Annotated in this window: 12 protein-coding genes and 1 tRNA gene; 10 read left to right on the forward strand and 3 right to left on the reverse strand. The window is 69.1% G+C overall.

The window, feature by feature from the left end; translation table 11 throughout:
• The first annotated feature begins 2 nt into the window (after positions 1-2).
• The 8 genes from Q664_RS14715 (at position 3) to Q664_RS14750 (ending at position 11,466) form a co-directional block, all read left to right on the forward strand.
• Positions 3-2,114 carry an ATP-binding domain-containing protein gene (locus tag Q664_RS14715; RefSeq protein ID WP_043394889.1) on the forward strand — a complete coding sequence of 704 codons (2,112 nt, stop codon included), beginning with the start codon at positions 3-5 and terminating at the stop codon, positions 2,112-2,114.
• Positions 2,115-2,147: 33 nt separating this feature from the next.
• Positions 2,148-2,747 (forward strand): DUF2378 family protein, encoded by a 600-nt coding sequence (locus Q664_RS14720; RefSeq protein ID WP_043394891.1) that lies wholly within the window; start codon positions 2,148-2,150, stop codon positions 2,745-2,747.
• 325 nt (positions 2,748-3,072) lie between these two features.
• The gene (locus Q664_RS14725) at positions 3,073-5,187 is read left to right on the forward strand and encodes a hypothetical protein (RefSeq protein WP_052518111.1); all 2,115 of its coding nucleotides are present in this window, start codon (positions 3,073-3,075) and stop codon (positions 5,185-5,187) included.
• A 19-nt stretch (positions 5,188-5,206) separates the two neighbouring features.
• A complete protein-coding gene (locus Q664_RS14730; protein WP_043394893.1) occupies positions 5,207-5,947 on the forward strand; it encodes a hypothetical protein in 741 nt (246 codons plus the stop codon).
• A gap of 156 nt (positions 5,948-6,103) precedes the next feature.
• Entirely contained in the window at positions 6,104-8,938 is a 2,835-nt protein-coding gene (locus Q664_RS52110; protein WP_152622107.1) for a fibronectin type III domain-containing protein, read from the forward strand.
• Positions 8,939-9,130: 192 nt separating this feature from the next.
• A complete protein-coding gene (locus Q664_RS14740; RefSeq protein WP_043394894.1) occupies positions 9,131-9,556 on the forward strand; it encodes a hypothetical protein in 426 nt (141 codons plus the stop codon).
• Between the two features lie 20 nt (positions 9,557-9,576).
• The gene (locus Q664_RS14745) at positions 9,577-9,972 is read left to right on the forward strand and encodes a hypothetical protein (RefSeq protein WP_043394896.1); all 396 of its coding nucleotides are present in this window, start codon (positions 9,577-9,579) and stop codon (positions 9,970-9,972) included.
• Positions 9,973-10,269: 297 nt separating this feature from the next.
• Positions 10,270-11,466 carry a heparin lyase I family protein gene (locus tag Q664_RS14750; protein ID WP_043394898.1) on the forward strand — a complete coding sequence of 399 codons (1,197 nt, stop codon included), beginning with the start codon at positions 10,270-10,272 and terminating at the stop codon, positions 11,464-11,466.
• A gap of 24 nt (positions 11,467-11,490) precedes the next feature.
• Here Q664_RS14750 and Q664_RS14755 read toward each other — a convergent pair whose 3' ends face one another.
• The gene (locus tag Q664_RS14755) at positions 11,491-11,991 is read right to left on the reverse strand and encodes a CBS domain-containing protein (RefSeq protein WP_043394901.1); all 501 of its coding nucleotides are present in this window, start codon (positions 11,989-11,991) and stop codon (positions 11,491-11,493) included.
• 299 nt (positions 11,992-12,290) lie between these two features.
• Here Q664_RS14755 and Q664_RS14760 point away from each other — a divergent pair.
• Positions 12,291-12,361, forward strand: a tRNA-Gln gene (locus Q664_RS14760).
• 22 nt (positions 12,362-12,383) lie between these two features.
• On the opposite strand, the gene Q664_RS14765 is transcribed toward Q664_RS14760, so the two are convergent.
• Complete coding sequence (locus Q664_RS14765; protein WP_043394903.1) at positions 12,384-12,758, reverse strand: glutaredoxin domain-containing protein; 375 nt, start codon at positions 12,756-12,758, stop codon at positions 12,384-12,386.
• Positions 12,759-13,011: 253 nt separating this feature from the next.
• Here Q664_RS14765 and Q664_RS14770 point away from each other — a divergent pair, with 253 nt between their 5' ends.
• On the forward strand, positions 13,012-14,613 hold the full coding sequence (locus tag Q664_RS14770) for a serine/threonine-protein kinase (RefSeq protein ID WP_084609905.1): 1,602 nt from the start codon (positions 13,012-13,014) through the stop codon (positions 14,611-14,613).
• A 9-nt stretch (positions 14,614-14,622) separates the two neighbouring features.
• Here the strand turns inward: Q664_RS14770 and Q664_RS14775 are convergent.
• On the reverse strand, positions 14,623-15,457 hold an 835-nt coding region (locus tag Q664_RS14775), incomplete at its 5' end, for an alpha/beta fold hydrolase (RefSeq protein WP_235216704.1).

A 15,457-nucleotide genomic window follows, 5' to 3' on the forward strand; every position in this document is an offset into this window, starting at 1 on the left:
GTATGAGCCAGACAGTCGCGGAGCTGCCCGAGCACGCGCGGGCCATCATCGCGGAGGAGGAGGCGCTGCTCGCGCGCGTGCTCGCCTCCGTGGACGCCGCGAGGCTGCGCAGTGGCAGCCGCACGCAGGAGACCCAGGGCCTGATGGCCCAGTTGCAGGTGCTGCGCGACGAGGCGGCGACCGCACCCGTGGCCGACCTTCCACATCTGCTCCATCAGATGAACCAGGCACGGGCGCTGCTCGAGCGTCAGGAGACCGCCCAATTGCCAGACACCGGCGCTCCCTACTTCGCGCACCTGCGCGTGGACGGGCCCGCTGGCATCCGGGACTACCTGCTGGGCCGCACGAGCTTCGCCGATGCGTCCGCCGACGTGCGCATCATCGACTGGCGCTTCGCCCCGGTGGCCCGGGTCTTCTACCGGTATGGCGAAGGGGACTCCTATGAGGAGTGGTTCGGCGAGCGGCTGTCCGAGGGCACCGTCGAGGTGCGCCGGTTGGTGGTCATCGAGCGCGGGCGGTTGATTCGCATCCAGTCCGGCACGCTCGTGCTCGTGCGCACGCCCGAGGGCTCCTGGCGGATGCCGGGCGCCGGGCCTGCTTCCCAGCTCGCGGGGGGAACGGGAACGGCGGTCCGCCCGGGCCAGCTCGGAGTGGGGGAGGGGGCTTCTCGCCGCGAGGGGGCGCTCGACATCACCGCGCTGCTCGACGCCGAGCAGTTCGAGGCCGTGAGCGTGGCCGCGGATCAGCCGCTGCTCGTCCTGGGGAGCGCGGGCAGTGGCAAGACGACGGTGGCCCTGCACCGGCTCGCGAAGATCGCCTTCGACGACCACGCGCTCTACCCCGAATCCCGGATGAAGGTCATCGTCCCCGAGGAAGGCCTGGCGCGCCTGTCCCGGCGCCTGCTCGCGCCGCTCGGGTTGGGGAAGGTGTCCGTCGAGACGCTCGACTCCTGGGCGGCCACGGCCGCGCGCGTCTCCTTTGGTGCCAAGGCCATCAAGGTGTGGGAGGACCCGCCGCCACTCGTCTCGAAGCTCAAGCGCCATCCAGCCCTGCGCCTCGCGCTCGCGGCCCGGTTGGGGGTGAGCAAGTCATCCGCCACCAGCCTGCCGCCCCTGCGCAAACGGCTCGCCGAGGTCTTCACCGACCGGCGCTTCCTGGAGGGCGTCGTCTCCCATTCGAAGGGAGCTCTGCCGCTCACGGCCGTCGACGAGACGGTGCGCCACACGATGTTGCAGATCGCCACGCCCCTCGAGCGTGAGCTCGAGGGAGTCGACCCCGAGCGGCTCCAGACGCTGGATGGCAAGTCCCTGGAGAGTGACACGCCCGACGAGCTGGCCGGCACGTTGGACCTGGAGGATCTCCCGTTGCTGCTCTTCCTCCGGGCCCAGACGGGAAACCTGGGCGCCGTGGGCCGCCTGGTGCACGTGGTGCTGGACGAGACCGAGGACTTCTCCCTCTTCGAGCTGTTCGTGGTGGGCAAGCTGCTGGGCGAGGCGCGCAGCTGCACGCTCGCGGGCGACGAGATGCAACAGACGTCGACGAGCTTCGCGGGGTGGCAGGCGGTGCTCTCGGAGCTGGGCATCCGCGACGCGGCCACCTGCCGGCTCCAGGTGTCCTACCGTTGTCCAGGGCCTGTCACGGAGTTGGCGCGCAAGGTCCTGGGCACGCAGGCCACCACCGCGGCCCCCCAGGCTGGCCGGGCGGGGGCTCCCGTGGGTTTCCACCATTTCCCCGACGAGGCCCAGGCCCACCTCTTCATCGGCGAGGCGCTGAGAGATCTCCTGGAGCGCGAACCCCATGCCTCCGTGGCCGTCATCGCCAGCGGTCCGGAGCAGGCGCGGACCTTCCACCGGGTCATCGCGGACCAGTCCTGGGCCCGCCTCGTGCTGGAGGGGGACTTCTCCTTCGAGCCCGGCGTGGATGTGACGGACGTGGACAACGTCAAGGGGCTCGAGTTCGACTACGTCGTCATCCCCGACGCCACGGCCCGCGTCTACCCCGCCCATGACGAGGCGCGTCGCAGGCTCCACATCGCCATCACCCGGACTTCCCATCAACTCTGGGTTGTCTCGTCTGGGGTCCGCTCGCCCCTGCTCGCGGAAAATTCGTTTTGAACGAATTTGAACAATTGTGACAAACTGAGGGGAATGATGGAGCGCCGTCCCCAGCTGCTGTCACGGCTGTCCAGATGCCGTCCCGAGCATCTGGTCCCCGGGATGTTCCTGGAGGCGGCGCTCGCGTCGGTGGCGGCGCGTGCCCCTCCCGAGGTGCTCGAGCGGGCCCGGCGGATTTCCGAGGGCGAGCGGCTGGTGGAGAACTACCGCTATCCGGTGGCCTGGATGTTGGGGATCCTCGACATCATCGGCCAGGACGCGGAGGCCCGGGGTGGCTCCTACGGTGAGGCCATCTATCAGACCGGACGGGACGCGGGGCTCGCCTATGTCCGGAGCACCGTGGGGCGGATGCGGGCCATGGTGGGCTCGGCGTCCGGGCTGCACCGCTCATTGGAGGGCATCCCGAGCGCCGCCTCCGTGGCGGTGACTTTTGGCGAGCACTCCTACCGCCGGCTGAGCCCCAACTCGGGTGAGCTCATCTTCAAGCAGGACCTGATTGGCGTGGGCTGGAACGTGGGCATGGTGGTGGGCAGCACCTCCACCGCGCTGGCGCTGGGCCCGGAAGGCTTGAAGTTCGAGGCCACCGTGACCGACGAGGACGCCAGCAGCTTCGTCCTCCGGCTCTCCTGGTAGGGATTTCCCAGCCCTTTCCAACAAGACAGGGATTGGACCCGCGATAGACGCGGCGCGTCCACGTGTGTCCGGCACCAGAAGCCGACAGTGTGGGAAGCCTGGGGAGAGCTTCAATTCCAAACGAGGCGCCTTCCGGCGTGTGCGCAAGGAATTGAAATCACTCTGGCGTACGGAGGAAGCGCGAGTGGATTCCGGAGTTGCGCCCGAGTCGCGTTGCTACGGAATTCGCCTCGAAAGTCAATGCCTTCCATTAGGGAACTTGACGGAGCGCGGCGGCGTATGTTTCTTCTCAAGGTGCAAGGGATTGGGAGCCAAGGGGAAATCCATGCACTCGCTCACGGAACAACTGATGGGTCATTCGCGCGCGCGCTCGGGCACGGGACCGGTCACGGGTCCGTACTCGGGTTACTCGCTCCATGGTCCTGGGGGCATCCAGGTGGTGCTGCCCGAGCAGGGAGTGGTGCTGGGCCGGGCCACGCAGTTGAGCCCCACGGCGGTGTGGGCGGAGCCCGGGGACTCGGTGGAGGCGCTGGCGCATGCGCGGACGGTGCGCGTGTGTCTGGACGTGGGCGGCACGGCCATTGGACCGCTGACGGGCGAGCCCCGGTGGAGCGGTGCGGGGGCGCGCGGCTCCGCGGTGGGAATCCAGCTCGTGGGCATCTCCGCGGAGCAGGGCCGGCAGATCCTGAGCGTGCTGGAGGAGGCGGTGCTCACGGGCAGCGCCCAGCCCGAGGCCTCGCCCCTGCCCGTGCAGGAGGAGATCGCCGGGCTGGAGCGCATCGAGTCCGTGCTCACGGCCATCTCCGCGATGAACAACAGGGGCGTGCTGCGCCGGCCGGGCCGGACGGTGCGGGTGATGCTGGAGCGGTTGGACGCGGAGCGGGGCCTGCTTCACTGGCGGTGCACCGAGCCGGGGGCCGGCTGGGGCGAGGCGCCCTACGAGCTCGAGGTGGTGGGTTACAACTCGGCCTACCGGATGCGCCTGGACGGCCCCGCCGCGCGGGGGGACACGCTGGTGACGCGGCTGCCCGAGCGGCTGTGGCGGGTGCGTCACCGCGCGCACCGCCGTGTGCGCGCTCCCGAGGGACTGCGGGCCCGCTTCGATCATCCGCTGTGGAAGGAGCTGGGGCGGCGCGAGCGTGAGGTGGTGGATCTCTCCTTCACCGGCCTGGGCCTGCACGTGGCGCCTGATGACCTGGTCTTCCCCGGGCTCTTCCTGACGGTGGAGCTGGCGATGGCCGGTGGCGAGAGCCTCTTCCTCCAGGGGGAGGTGCGGCACGTGTCGGCCGCCCGGAGCGATGGGCGGCGGGTGGCGGGCCTGGAGGTTCGTCCGCGGACGGAGCAGGACATGGTGCTGTGGTCGAACTTCGTCTCCCAGTCGCTGTGCCCCTCCACGCGCACCAGCGAGGAGTACCTCGAGCCGCTGTGGGAGCTGTTCGAGGCCTCGGGCTACTTCAACCTGGCGGGCAAGTCCGCCGGGCACTTCGACGAGCTGCGCCGGAGCTTCATCGACCTGGGCAAGCGCTCGGCGCAGCTTCCGCACCTGTTCTGCCAGACGGTGTGGCCGTCGGAGCGGGGGGCGGAGGCGTCGCTCTCCTCGCTCAAGGCCTACCGGCACTCCTGGATGGTGCACCAGTTGGGGCGGCGTCCCGGCAAGCCGTCCAACGCGCCCGAGGTGCCGGGGCAGATCCTCCGGGACATCTACATGCGCACGCTGGAGCACGCCCAGGGGGACCCGGAGTTCCGCTGGGCCATCAGCTACGCCGAGTCCACGGTGCCCTTCGTCTACCGGACGCACGTGCGGTTCGCCCAGCGGATGCAGGGCATCGGGCAGGGTCTGGTGATGCCGCTGCGGATGATGGACGTGGAGTGCGCCGAGCTGAGCGGTCAGCCCGTGGGGGACCTGGACATCGGGCCCGCGTCCATCGGGGAGAAGTACCTGCTGGCGGGGGAGATCGCCCGCACGCGTCCGGCCTGCTACGTGGAGGCGCTGGACTTCACCCGGGATCGCCTGGAGCTGTGGGGGACCTCGCGCGCCTGGCAGGGGGTGGGGCTGGAGCGGGAGCGGCGCATCATCGTGGCGCGCCGTCAGGGCGTGCCCCTGGCCGCGCTGGTGCTGGAGCTGGGTCACCCCGGGACCAACCTCTTCCGGTTGCTCGACTCCGCGCGCCTCTTCCCGCTGACCCCCGAGGGGAAGCGGAGCGCCTACGTGGCGCTGCTGGACGAGGCGCGCCGCTGGTTCGCGCAGCGCGGGCGCAGCTCCTTCGTCTTCCTGTGCGAGGACGATGGCGCCTACGCGAAGGCGGCCCGTCTGCATGACGATCCCTCGGCGCAGCCCATCCTGTGGATCATCCCCGCCTCGCAGGTCCCCGAATTCCTCGAGCACGTCAGCGAGCAGTCCGTCGGCCGTGCCCGGTCCACCCCTCATCTCGAGTCCTGAGTCCCGAAGGAGCTTCACCATGGAATTGCTGAAGATGCAGTACGAGCCCCACGCCCTGCCCGCGCGCACCCTTCTGGACACGGACCCGGCCCTGTGCCGCCTGATGGATCCGTCCATCCAGCCGGCGGTCCTGGAGCGCTTCCTCATCGAGTGGATGGCGCGTGCGGTGTACATGACCGAGCCCGTGGATGGGTGGATCCGCCGCACGGGTCAGCGCTGCATCGAGCTGGGCATGGAGAAGCTCGGCCGGCAGCTCATCACCCACGCCAAGAGCGAGACGGGCCACCACCTGATGACGCTCGAGGACGCGCGCGTGCTGGTGGAGCACTGGAACGCGCGGTATTCGCCCCGGCTGTCCATGGAGGAGCTGGTCGCGCAGGCGCCCACCGGCTCCATGCGGGAGTACCGGCGGATCCACGACGAGACCATCGAGGGGCCGTACCCGGTGGGGCAGATCGCCATCGAGCGCGAGGTGGGTTTCCTGGCGGTGTACTTCGGGCCGCGTCTGGTGAAGCAGGTGGAGACCGTGCTGGGCCGGGAGGTGGCCGACAAGCTCACCTTCCTCAACGAGCACGTGGCCGTGGACGTGGGCCATACCCTGCTCAACGAGAAGATGCTGGAGGAGGCCATCACCCGCTCGCCCGAGCAGGGCCGCATCTATGCGGAGACTGGCGCCCGTGCAATGACTGCGTACATCCACTTCCTGGGTGAGTGCCTGCGCATCGCCGAGGCGCAGGTGGCCGCGCGCGTCATGGCGTAGGGGGTTTCCACTCCCTCGGAGGGGTGGGGTTCCTCCTGGCGCGCCGATGACCCCGGTTGGCGCTTATCCTTCAAGCCCTTCCCTTGTCTCTCCCTGTAGAACCGTTGATACAGGTAATCCTGTAGAGCGGTTCCAGAAGAGAGAGAGGGAAAAACCATGACGACTTGGAATGGGTGCAGGAGCGTGGCCGCCTGGGTGGCCGCGCTGCTGTGGGTCACCATCTCCGTGGGCTGTACGACGCAGGATCCGGGCTCCCGGAGCGGGAGCGCGGAGGTTCGCGTCACGCTGCCCCAGGCGCTCTCGGCGGCGGACGTGAAGCGCGTACGCGTCGAGGTGCGGGGGCCGGGCATCTCGTCTCCCATCTCCGCCGAGCTCGTCCAGGTGGGAACCACGTGGCAGGGCACCGTGGGCGGCATCCCCGCGGGACCCGAGCGCGTCATCGACGCCTCCGCGTTCGATGCGTCGGGGCTGGTGCTCTTCCGGGGGAGCTCGTCTCCGCTCACCATCAGCGCGGGGGGCTCGGCGAGTGCGTTCCTTCTGCTGCAGCAGGTGGACTCGCCGCCGCCCTTCTATAACGAGGCGCCGCAGATCACCTCCCTCGTGCTGTCCTCCAACACGGCGAATCCGGGTGGCACGCTCTACCTGTCGGCCACCGCGGTGGATGCCAACGGGGATGCGCTGAGCTACTCCTGGACGGCGGCCGCTGGTTTCTTCGGCGATCCCACGTCCAGCGTGACCTCCTGGACGGCGCCCTCCACCGAGGGGACGCATCGCCTCCGCCTGGAGGTGACGGACGCCCGGGGGACGAGCGCCTCGGTCAGCTTCGACGTGTACGTCATGACGGATGGGGTTTCCGGGAGCGCCGACGTGACGGTGGGCTTCAACACCTGGCCCGAGGTCCGCACCATGCAGGGGACGCCGTCCGTCCTGAGCCCTGGCACGGCGACGCGGTTATCCGCCACGGCCGTGGACGTGGACGGGGACACCCTGGCCCATTACTGGTTCACCGATTGTAATGGCACGTTCGACGACGTGGCGGCCGCCTCGCCCTGGTTCACCCTGAGCGTGATGCCGCCTTCGGGCCGTTGCTACTTCTACGTGACGGTCTGGGATCCGAACGGTGGCTCGCACTCGGGCACCCTCGCCCTCCAGGCGGGGACCACCCCACGCGCCAACGTCATGCCCCAGATCGGTAGCACCTGGCAGAGCCTCTCCTCGGCCAGTGGCGGCGAGCTCGTGACCCTGGGCCTCAATGCGCATGATCCCGATGGCACCTCCGTGAGCTTCTCCTGGTCCGCGTCCGCCGGGGAGATCCAGACCACCACCTGGACCAGCACCTCCAGCCAGGCGACCTGGTTGGCGCCGTCGTGCTTCGACTCGCCGGCGTACATCTACGCTCAGGTCACGGACGCGGATGGGGCCTCGCTGACGTACGGGTTCACCGTCCTTCCGGTGCCGGGCTCGGACTGCTCGGCGCTGGCGGTGAATGGCATCCGCAACATCTACAACATCCTCGGTGACAGTCCGCTCATCTCGACCCCGGCGGATCTGAGCGCCACCCCCATCGGCGCCTATGTGCCCACCGCGGATGGCGCGCGCTTCATGTACGTGGCGGGGACGGGCCGGGCCGATGGCACCTTCACCATTCCCGGTGTGGAGAGGACGCCCTACTACCTCCGGTACGGTTCCACCTGGATCTGGACCTCCAGCCGCTTCGTGGACCTGAGCTCCGGCAGCCTCGGCCGCCCCGGTGTGGACCAGGAGCCCGCGGGCACCCAGCTCGCCTTCGCGCTCGACGGACTCTCTCCCTGGCAGTCCACGGAGGAGTTCACGGATGCTCTGCAGCTGCACGCGACGGGCCCGGGCATCGGCTACTTCACGTCGGCCTGCGCCAACGACTTCCCCTGGCCGGAGCACGGCGCGACGACCCTCGCGGGCTTCATCGACTACGGCAACGCCATGCGGAACTGCGGGACGGTGCCCGCGCGGTTCGATTCCTCCCGGGGGGACTTCTTCCACGTCACCCAGCACGTGAGCCGCATGGACTACTCCACGCTGCCCTCGGGCCTCTCGTTCTCCGAGCTGCGCAGGGGCCTCCAGGCCCATGATGTGTCGGGCCCGGCGGATGGCGGCACGGGAGATGGCGGCACGGGAGATGGCGGCACGGGAGATGGCGGCATGGTGGATGCGGGGATGGCCAGCTCGGGGACGTTGACGGTGAAGGGCACGCTGCTGCCCCTGCCCACCACGACGCAGTCCTTCGACTTCCGCGCGTCGGAGTTCGAGGCCCTGGCGCGCGCCGCGCACTCCGGTGCCGTGCTGGTGGAGGAGGTCGTGAACCTGGGAACCCTGCCGTCCTACCTCGAGTACGGTCAGTACGATGGTTACCCGGACCTCGCCTACGCCACCAACGTGAACCCCGGACAGGGCAACTTCCCGGTGGTGTTCGAGTACGGCAATCCCTACCCGGGTTACTGGCCGAAGATCGTCATGGCCTCGGCGAGCGCCGTCTCGCCCTTCTCGGTCGACCTGGCGGATGGTGGAACGTCCCGCACGGTCTGGTACACGACGTCGGTCTTCTCCCAGTCGTCGGTGTGGGAGGGCTCGACGCAGCCGCTCATCCCCATGGTGGGTCCGCCTCGCGACCTGCGCGTCAACGGTGTTCCTGCCTCGGGTGGCGGCCCCACCGTCTCGGCGGTGGGGACGAGCCCGGCGCTGAGCTGGACCGCGCCTTCCATCGGCGCCCCGACGCGCTACCAGGCGCGGCTGTATGAGATCTACCCGACGTCCACGGGCGGCACGGCCCGGACGCTCCTGGGCTACTACACCACGACGGACACGCAGCTCCGCCTGCCGAACCTGGTGGCGGGCAAGACGTACTTCGTCGTCCTGTACGCCTACGCGGTTCCGGGCACGACCCTGGACAAGCCGTTCCTGGACGGTCCGGAGTACCACTACGCGTCGGTGTTCTCGGCGAAGTTCACGCCCTGAGCCGGTGCGTCCCGCCGGGGTGCCAGGTGCACTCCGGTGGGCTCCCGGGGGCGGCCGTGCTCAGGCCGCCTCGGGGACCTCGCGGAGGAGGACAACCGAGGCCTGGGAGCGTGCCGCGGTCCGGGTGGTGGCGGCGCGTCTCAGGGAACTGCTCGATCCGGGATAGACTGGCCGTCTCGACGGGAGTTCCGCATGTGTTCCCTCTCCATTCGTGTCCGCCGGGCCCTGTTCCTGGCTCTCGCCTTCTGTATGCCCGCCCTCGGAGGCTGCCGGGTGGAATGCGACTTCGAGCCCCATTGTGAGGGCAATGTCGTCATGGACTGCCACGTCGGAGTCGATCAGCTCGTGGGCCGTGGGCAACCCGTGATCGAACCCTGCCTGGAGCCCGCTCCGCTGTGTGTGGAGAGCCGCACGGGCAAGCGGGATGGGGCGGGGGGCAGCATCTACTGCGCGCGCTCGCCGCTCACGCCGTGTGACGAGCCGTTTCCCGACTCGTGCGAGGGGACGGTGCTGGTCTCCTGCCTGGGCGGCTATGTCTCCGCCTACGACTGCACCAACGACAACCGTACCGGCCGGTGCGGACGCCGTACGCCCGAGGGGCCGGTGCAATGCCTCTGAGACGCCTCCTGGAGTGCTCCATGCCGTCCGCCCTGTCCCGCCTGTTGTGCGCCGGTGTCCTGGTGTCCCTCGGGGGGCCAGGCTGTGTCCGCTCGGACGACTGCGATTACCGTTACCGCTGCGTGGGCGGGAGCCAGTACGAGTGGTGCAACGTCGGCTCGGACTTCGAGATCCATCGCACCCTGCTCGAATGCAAGGCGCCCAATAGCGCCTGCATCCAGGAGGACGAGGACTCCGTGCAGTGCGTGCTCGCCCCGGCCACGGTCTGCGATGCCTCCTTCGTGGACCGCTGCGAGGGCACCTGGCGCGTCTACTGCAATGAGCGCCTCGGCTGGGTGCAGGCCGTGGACTGTGTGACGCTGGGCCGCACGGGCTGCCTCGTGGACGCCGCCCTTGGCAAAGCTGTCTGTGATTAGCAACGGATTTCCTATTCCCGATTGTCTTTGGCCCCGTGTCTGTCCGCCTGCTCTCCGCGCGGGCATCGACGCGGCGTGTTGATTTGAAGACAAAGTTGGGGGATGCTCCGTGCGCCTTTGACAAGGAGTCAAAGCCTCACAGTCGCGTGCAACTCCTTTCGTTGATCAGGGCAGGGCCCTGGTTGGCGCAACGGGAGAGCCGCTTCTCGCAAACACCTCTGGTCCGACGTCCACCGGCCACCCCATGTGGTCCGGGTCCACCCCCTGTCTGTCTCGAGCTCGATGGAGAGCCCCTACATGAAGAAGACCCTCCTGCTGGTTGAAGCCCTGATCGCCCTCGCTGGTGTTGGCTGCGGAAACGCCGATGACCTGAGCCTTGGCGAGCCCTCCGAGACACTGGGAGTCGCTTCGGACGCGCTGACCGCGCCGAACTGCGTGCCCCTCACCGCGACATCGGTGATTGCCAAGGGGCATGACGGCAACGTGCCGGCCAATACGATGGACGACCAGCTCGGCACGCGCTGGAGCATGCTCGGCAAGGGGTCGTGGATCGACTATGACCTGGGTGCCTCGAAGACCATCTCGGGCGTGGCCATCGCGTGGCACCAGGGTAACCAGCGCGCCAGCAACTTCCGCGTGACCGTGTCCTCGGATGGGCTCAACTACACGCAGGTCTACTCCGGAAAGAGCAGCGGTACGACGACGGCGGCGGAGACCTACTCCTTCGCCCAGCGCACCACGCGCCGCGTGCGCATCTACGTCGACGGCAACACCCTCAACGACTGGGCCAGCATCGCCGAGGCCCGCGCGTGCGCTCCGTCCTCGACCGGTAACCCGGGCCCGGGCTCGGGGACCGGCGTGGTGTGGCGCGGCGACTTCGAGACGGGTGACCGCTCGCAGTGGAGCAGCACGCAGATGGTCAGCGCGGACCGGCTGCAGGTGGTGTCCTCGCCGACGCGGCAGGGCAGCCATGCCATCAAGGTCACCGTCCGCCAGGGGGACAACCCCATCAGCGCCAGCGGCAACCGCAACGAGCTGGTGAAGATGACGAACGAGAAGGAGGGCGACGAGTACTACTACCGCTGGAACACGATGTTCGCCTCGGACTACCCCAGCGCGAAGACGTGGCAGCTCTTCACCCAGTGGCACCACAGTGGCAACAACGGCTCGCCGCCGGTGGAGTTCTACGTCAACGGTGAGACCATCTACCTGCGCGTCAGCGGCAGCACCGTGGTGTGGAGCACGCCGCTGGTGCGCGGGCAGTGGCAGGACTTCATCTTCCACGTGAAGTGGTCGTCCAACTCGAGCGTGGGCTTCGTCGAGCTGTACCACAATGGCCAGCTCGTGCTGCCCAAGCGCTCCGCGGCCACCCTGTACTCGGGGCAGACCAACTACCTGAAGGTGGGCCTCTACCGGAACAGCACCATCGTCCCGGTGGGCGTGGTGTACCACGACGGGTGGATCCAGGGCCGGAGCCTGCAGGACGTGCAGTAGCGCCGGCCCCGGGGGGCTCGCCGTCTACGGCAGCCCCGCCACCCAGCGCACGATGTCCGAGGTGGTCACCAACCCCGCCAGCGTGCCCCGGGCGCTCACCACCGGCACCCGGTGCACGCCCGCGTTGATCATGATCTTCGCGGCCTCGGGGAGCGACGCCTTCTCCGGCACGATGAGCACGTGCCGCGTCATCACGTCCTCGACGGTGGTGACGTCCACCAGGTGCTGGCCGGAGGGCAGCGTCACGCCGGACGCGTCCTCCCCGGCGAGCCGCTGGCGCACCAGGTCCGTCTTGGACACCATGCCCAGCAGCCGTCCCTGCTCGTCCACCACGGGCATGCCGCTGATGGCGTGCTCCAGCATCAGCTCGGCCGCCGTCTGGAGGCTGGTGTCCGGGTTGACGGCGATCACCTCCCGGCTCATGACGTCGCGTACCGCCCACAGGGCCGGCGAGGGGAGCGGCTCCGACTCCTCCAGCTCGCTCGGAAAGGGCATCGGGCGGTTGTTCATGGGGAAGGCGCGCATGGTCGTGCTCCTATCGGGGGCCCGAGCCGCGGCGGTCACTGCGTCCACGCGGCGGGAGGGCCTTGTGTGAGCCTCCTCCAGTGCAAAGGGAGCGCCATGCCCCTCACGAGGGAGCCCCGGGCGGGACGCGCGCAGGCCCTGCGTCCGGCGCCCGAGGCGCACGCAACGTCTGCGCGGCGCGTCCTCTCGGGGATGGGAAGCCGCCGGGCCCACCTGCCCTCGAGGGCAGGGTCGTGGGGCAGGGGAGTGGATTCGTCAGGCCCCACCCGTTTCGGCGTCCCTGGAGGGCGAGCACTCCCTCCGGGATCGTTCAACGGCAGGACGGCGGGCTTTGACCCCGCGGATGCAGGTTCGACCCCTGCTCCCGGAAACGCTGGAATCGAGCGCCGTGCTCAGCTACCGAGCAGCTTCTTGAAGGAGCCATCCTCCAGCGCCTTGCGCGTATCGTCGAAGCCGCCAACGAGCACGCCGCGCACGAAGACCTGGGGGAAGGTGGGCCAGCCACTCCACAGCTTGATGGCGAGCCGCTGCTTCCACATGCCGAAGTAACTGCCGTACTCCAGGTAGGTGAATGGGATGTTGGCCTGCTCGAGCGTCTGGCGCACGCGCTTGACGACGGGGTTCTGCGCCATGCCCACCACCACCACGGCGTCTTTCTCCACGGCGGCGCGGACCTGGTCCACGATGTCGCGGTGGAAGCCCTTCATGGCCTCGGTCGCGGAGGGGGTGCGCTTGTCTTCAGGAAGGAGGGGACGGGGGTCGGTCATAGGGGCGCGCACCTTAACATGGTGCGTCAGGAGCGGGTGTCAGGGTTCGAGGACCTCCGCGTCTCTATTGGGAGAGGGCGGTGGCCAGGCCGGAGACGGCGAAGCCGGGCGCGACGAACCCCAAGCATGCGATGGATGCCGGTTCCTCCGCGCGCTCGCCGGGCCTGGCCTGGCCACCGGCTCCCTTCCAGTGCCTATCGGGGAGCACGGGGTATCCACACCTACTGTCAGGGTGGTGTACAACAGGGGGTCGATGGAGCTCTCCCCTGTCAGGACCCACCTGTCGTCGCCTCTCTCGATCAACGCGACCTCGCTCGCGTCCGATGAGGCACGCGCCTTCCTGCAGGAGCGGCTCGAGCTGCTCTTCCGGTCCCTGTTCTTCCTCACCTCCGCCTTCTATGTGGTCACCTCCGGGGCGGCGATCCTCTTCGTCGGCGTGCCCTGGGCCCACGCCCTGTTCGCGCCCAACTACGCCTTTCACCTGGTTGGCGCCTGCCTCTCGCTCATCCTCTGGATGATCTGCCGGAGGGGGCCCCTCTCCCTGCGCACCCTGTCCTGGGTGGACAGCGCCGGCCTGCTGGGCGTGCTCTTCCTGCTCAAGCTGGACGCCTACTTCGACGCGGATCCCCTGTCGCTGCTGCTCGTCACCAACGGCGCCCTCATCTCCCACTCCGTCATCGTCCCGAGCACCGTGCGCCGGGCGTTCTGGATCTCGCTGCTCGGCGCCCTGCCGGACGGGGCCGTCGTCGCCGTGATGTCCCAGGTGCGCCAGTATTCAGGCTCGGATGTGCCCACGCTGGATGCCGTGCTCTGGAGCGGCGTGGCCGTCTTCATGTCCACCCTCGTCTCCCAGGTCATCTACGGCCTGCGCAAACAGGTGCAGGCGGCGCGCAAGCTGGGCCAGTACACGCTCATCATGCGTCTGGGCGCCGGGGCCATGGGCGAGGTCTATCTGGCCAGCCATGCCCTGCTGCGCCGCCACACCGCCATCAAGCTGCTGCGCAACGACGCGGACGGCCATGGCATGGAGCGCTTCGAGCGCGAGGTGCAGCTCACCAGCCAGCTCACCCATCCCAACACCATCGCCATCTACGACTACGGCCGCACCGCGGACGGGCTCTTCTATTACGTGATGGAGTACCTGGAGGGCGTGGACCTGGATGGGCTGCTCATGGTGGACGGGCCCCAGCCTCCCGCGCGGGTCATCCACATGTTGCGCCAGGTGTGCGGCGCGCTCGAGGAGGCGCACGGGCTGGGGCTGCTCCACCGTGACATCAAGCCCGCCAACCTGTTCCTGTGCCGGCGGCGCGGCATGCCGGACCTCGTGAAGGTGCTCGACTTCGGGCTGGTGAAGGAGGTGGGCAGCGATGACCTGTCCGCCTCGCGGGTGCACATGGTCGTCGGCACGCCGCTCTACCTGGCTCCCGAGGCCATCGTCACCCCGGGGCGGGTGGATGCGCGCGCGGACCTGTATTCGCTGGGCGCGGTGGGCTACGCGCTGCTCACCGGCTGCCACGTCTTCGAGGGCCGCACCTCGGTGGAGATCTGCTCGCACCACCTGCACACGGCGCCCACGCCCCCGGGTGCGCGGCTGGGCCGGGAGCTGCCGAGGGACCTGTGCGACGTCCTCATGCGCTGTCTGTCGAAGCACCCCGATGACCGGTTCGCCAGTGCCCGGGAGCTGCGCCTGGCGCTGGATGCGTGCGCGGACGCGGGGCGGTGGACGGAGGACGACGCCGAGCGCTGGTGGATGATGAACGGCTCCAACATGGAGACGGCCAGGCCCCGGAGAGATCCCTCGGGCCTCACCGGGACGCAGACGCTGGTGACGCAGCTGGTGGACCGCGTGGCGTAGCGCCGCTGCTCACTGCTCGGTGGCGAACTCCCGCCACACCTCGAGGAATGCGCGCGGCGTTTCCAGGTTGGGCGAGTGCCCCACGCCCTTCATCACGTGGTGACGGGCGCCCAGGAGGCTGGCGCAGCGTTTGCCCATGTCCACGGTGGAGAGGGGATCCGTCTCGCCGCTCACGACCAGGGAGGGGAGGGCGTGCAGGGCCTTCAGGCGCTCGCCGGGGGCCCAGTCCACCAGGGCCTGGAGCGTGGAGAGCGAGGCGTCGCGGTGCTGCTGGTGGCCCTCGTCGAGGAGCTGCTGCCACAGGGCGTCATCCGGGGCGCCCGGGGCCATGCCCCGCATGGCGGTCGCGAAGTACTCCCGGTTGTCGTGGAGGGAGAGCTGGTGCGAGGGCAGGTTGTACGCGGCGGGCATGCCCTCCACCCAGGCGGGTGCCAGCACGGTGAGCGTGTGCACGCGCTCCGGGTGCTCGAGCGCGAGCTGCATCGCCACCGCGCTGCCGAGGGAGTGGCCGATCAGGTGCACCCGCATCAGCCCCAGGGTGTCGAGCAGCCCGTGAAGGTCCGCCGCGTGTGTGGGGATGGACTGGGGGAGCGCGGGGCCGCGGGTGAGGCCGCGGCCGCGCAGATCATGGGAGATGGCGCGAAGGCCGGGTGGGAGCAGCTCCATGAAGGGCTGCCACCACAGGCTCGTGGTCCAGTTGCCGGAAATCAGCACCAGCGGCGAGCCCTGACCGCGCTCCCGGTAGTGCACCTCGAGGTCTCCAACACGCTGCATGGGCATGGTGGAGCGGGAGCCTAATCGCCTCCACTTCTCCGCGGCCATGGCCATTTCCCCTCTCCCTTTC

This window comes from Archangium violaceum Cb vi76 (genome assembly GCF_000733295.1).
GTDB lineage: Bacteria > Myxococcota > Myxococcia > Myxococcales > Myxococcaceae > Archangium > Archangium violaceum.

Coding starts and splice junctions, on each gene's coding strand:
- Q664_RS14715 (WP_043394889.1), top strand. CDS start 3: ATGAGCCAGACAGTCGCGGAGCTGCCCGAGCACGCGCGGGCCATCATC.
- Q664_RS14720 (WP_043394891.1), top strand. CDS start 2,148: ATGATGGAGCGCCGTCCCCAGCTGCTGTCACGGCTGTCCAGATGCCGT.
- Q664_RS14725 (WP_052518111.1), top strand. CDS start 3,073: ATGCACTCGCTCACGGAACAACTGATGGGTCATTCGCGCGCGCGCTCG.
- Q664_RS14730 (WP_043394893.1), top strand. CDS start 5,207: ATGGAATTGCTGAAGATGCAGTACGAGCCCCACGCCCTGCCCGCGCGC.
- Q664_RS52110 (WP_152622107.1), top strand. CDS start 6,104: ATGACGACTTGGAATGGGTGCAGGAGCGTGGCCGCCTGGGTGGCCGCG.
- Q664_RS14740 (WP_043394894.1), top strand. CDS start 9,131: ATGTGTTCCCTCTCCATTCGTGTCCGCCGGGCCCTGTTCCTGGCTCTC.
- Q664_RS14745 (WP_043394896.1), top strand. CDS start 9,577: ATGCCGTCCGCCCTGTCCCGCCTGTTGTGCGCCGGTGTCCTGGTGTCC.
- Q664_RS14750 (WP_043394898.1), top strand. CDS start 10,270: ATGAAGAAGACCCTCCTGCTGGTTGAAGCCCTGATCGCCCTCGCTGGT.
- Q664_RS14755 (WP_043394901.1), bottom strand. CDS start 11,991: ATGCGCGCCTTCCCCATGAACAACCGCCCGATGCCCTTTCCGAGCGAG.
- Q664_RS14765 (WP_043394903.1), bottom strand. CDS start 12,758: ATGACCGACCCCCGTCCCCTCCTTCCTGAAGACAAGCGCACCCCCTCC.
- Q664_RS14770 (WP_084609905.1), top strand. CDS start 13,012: ATGGAGCTCTCCCCTGTCAGGACCCACCTGTCGTCGCCTCTCTCGATC.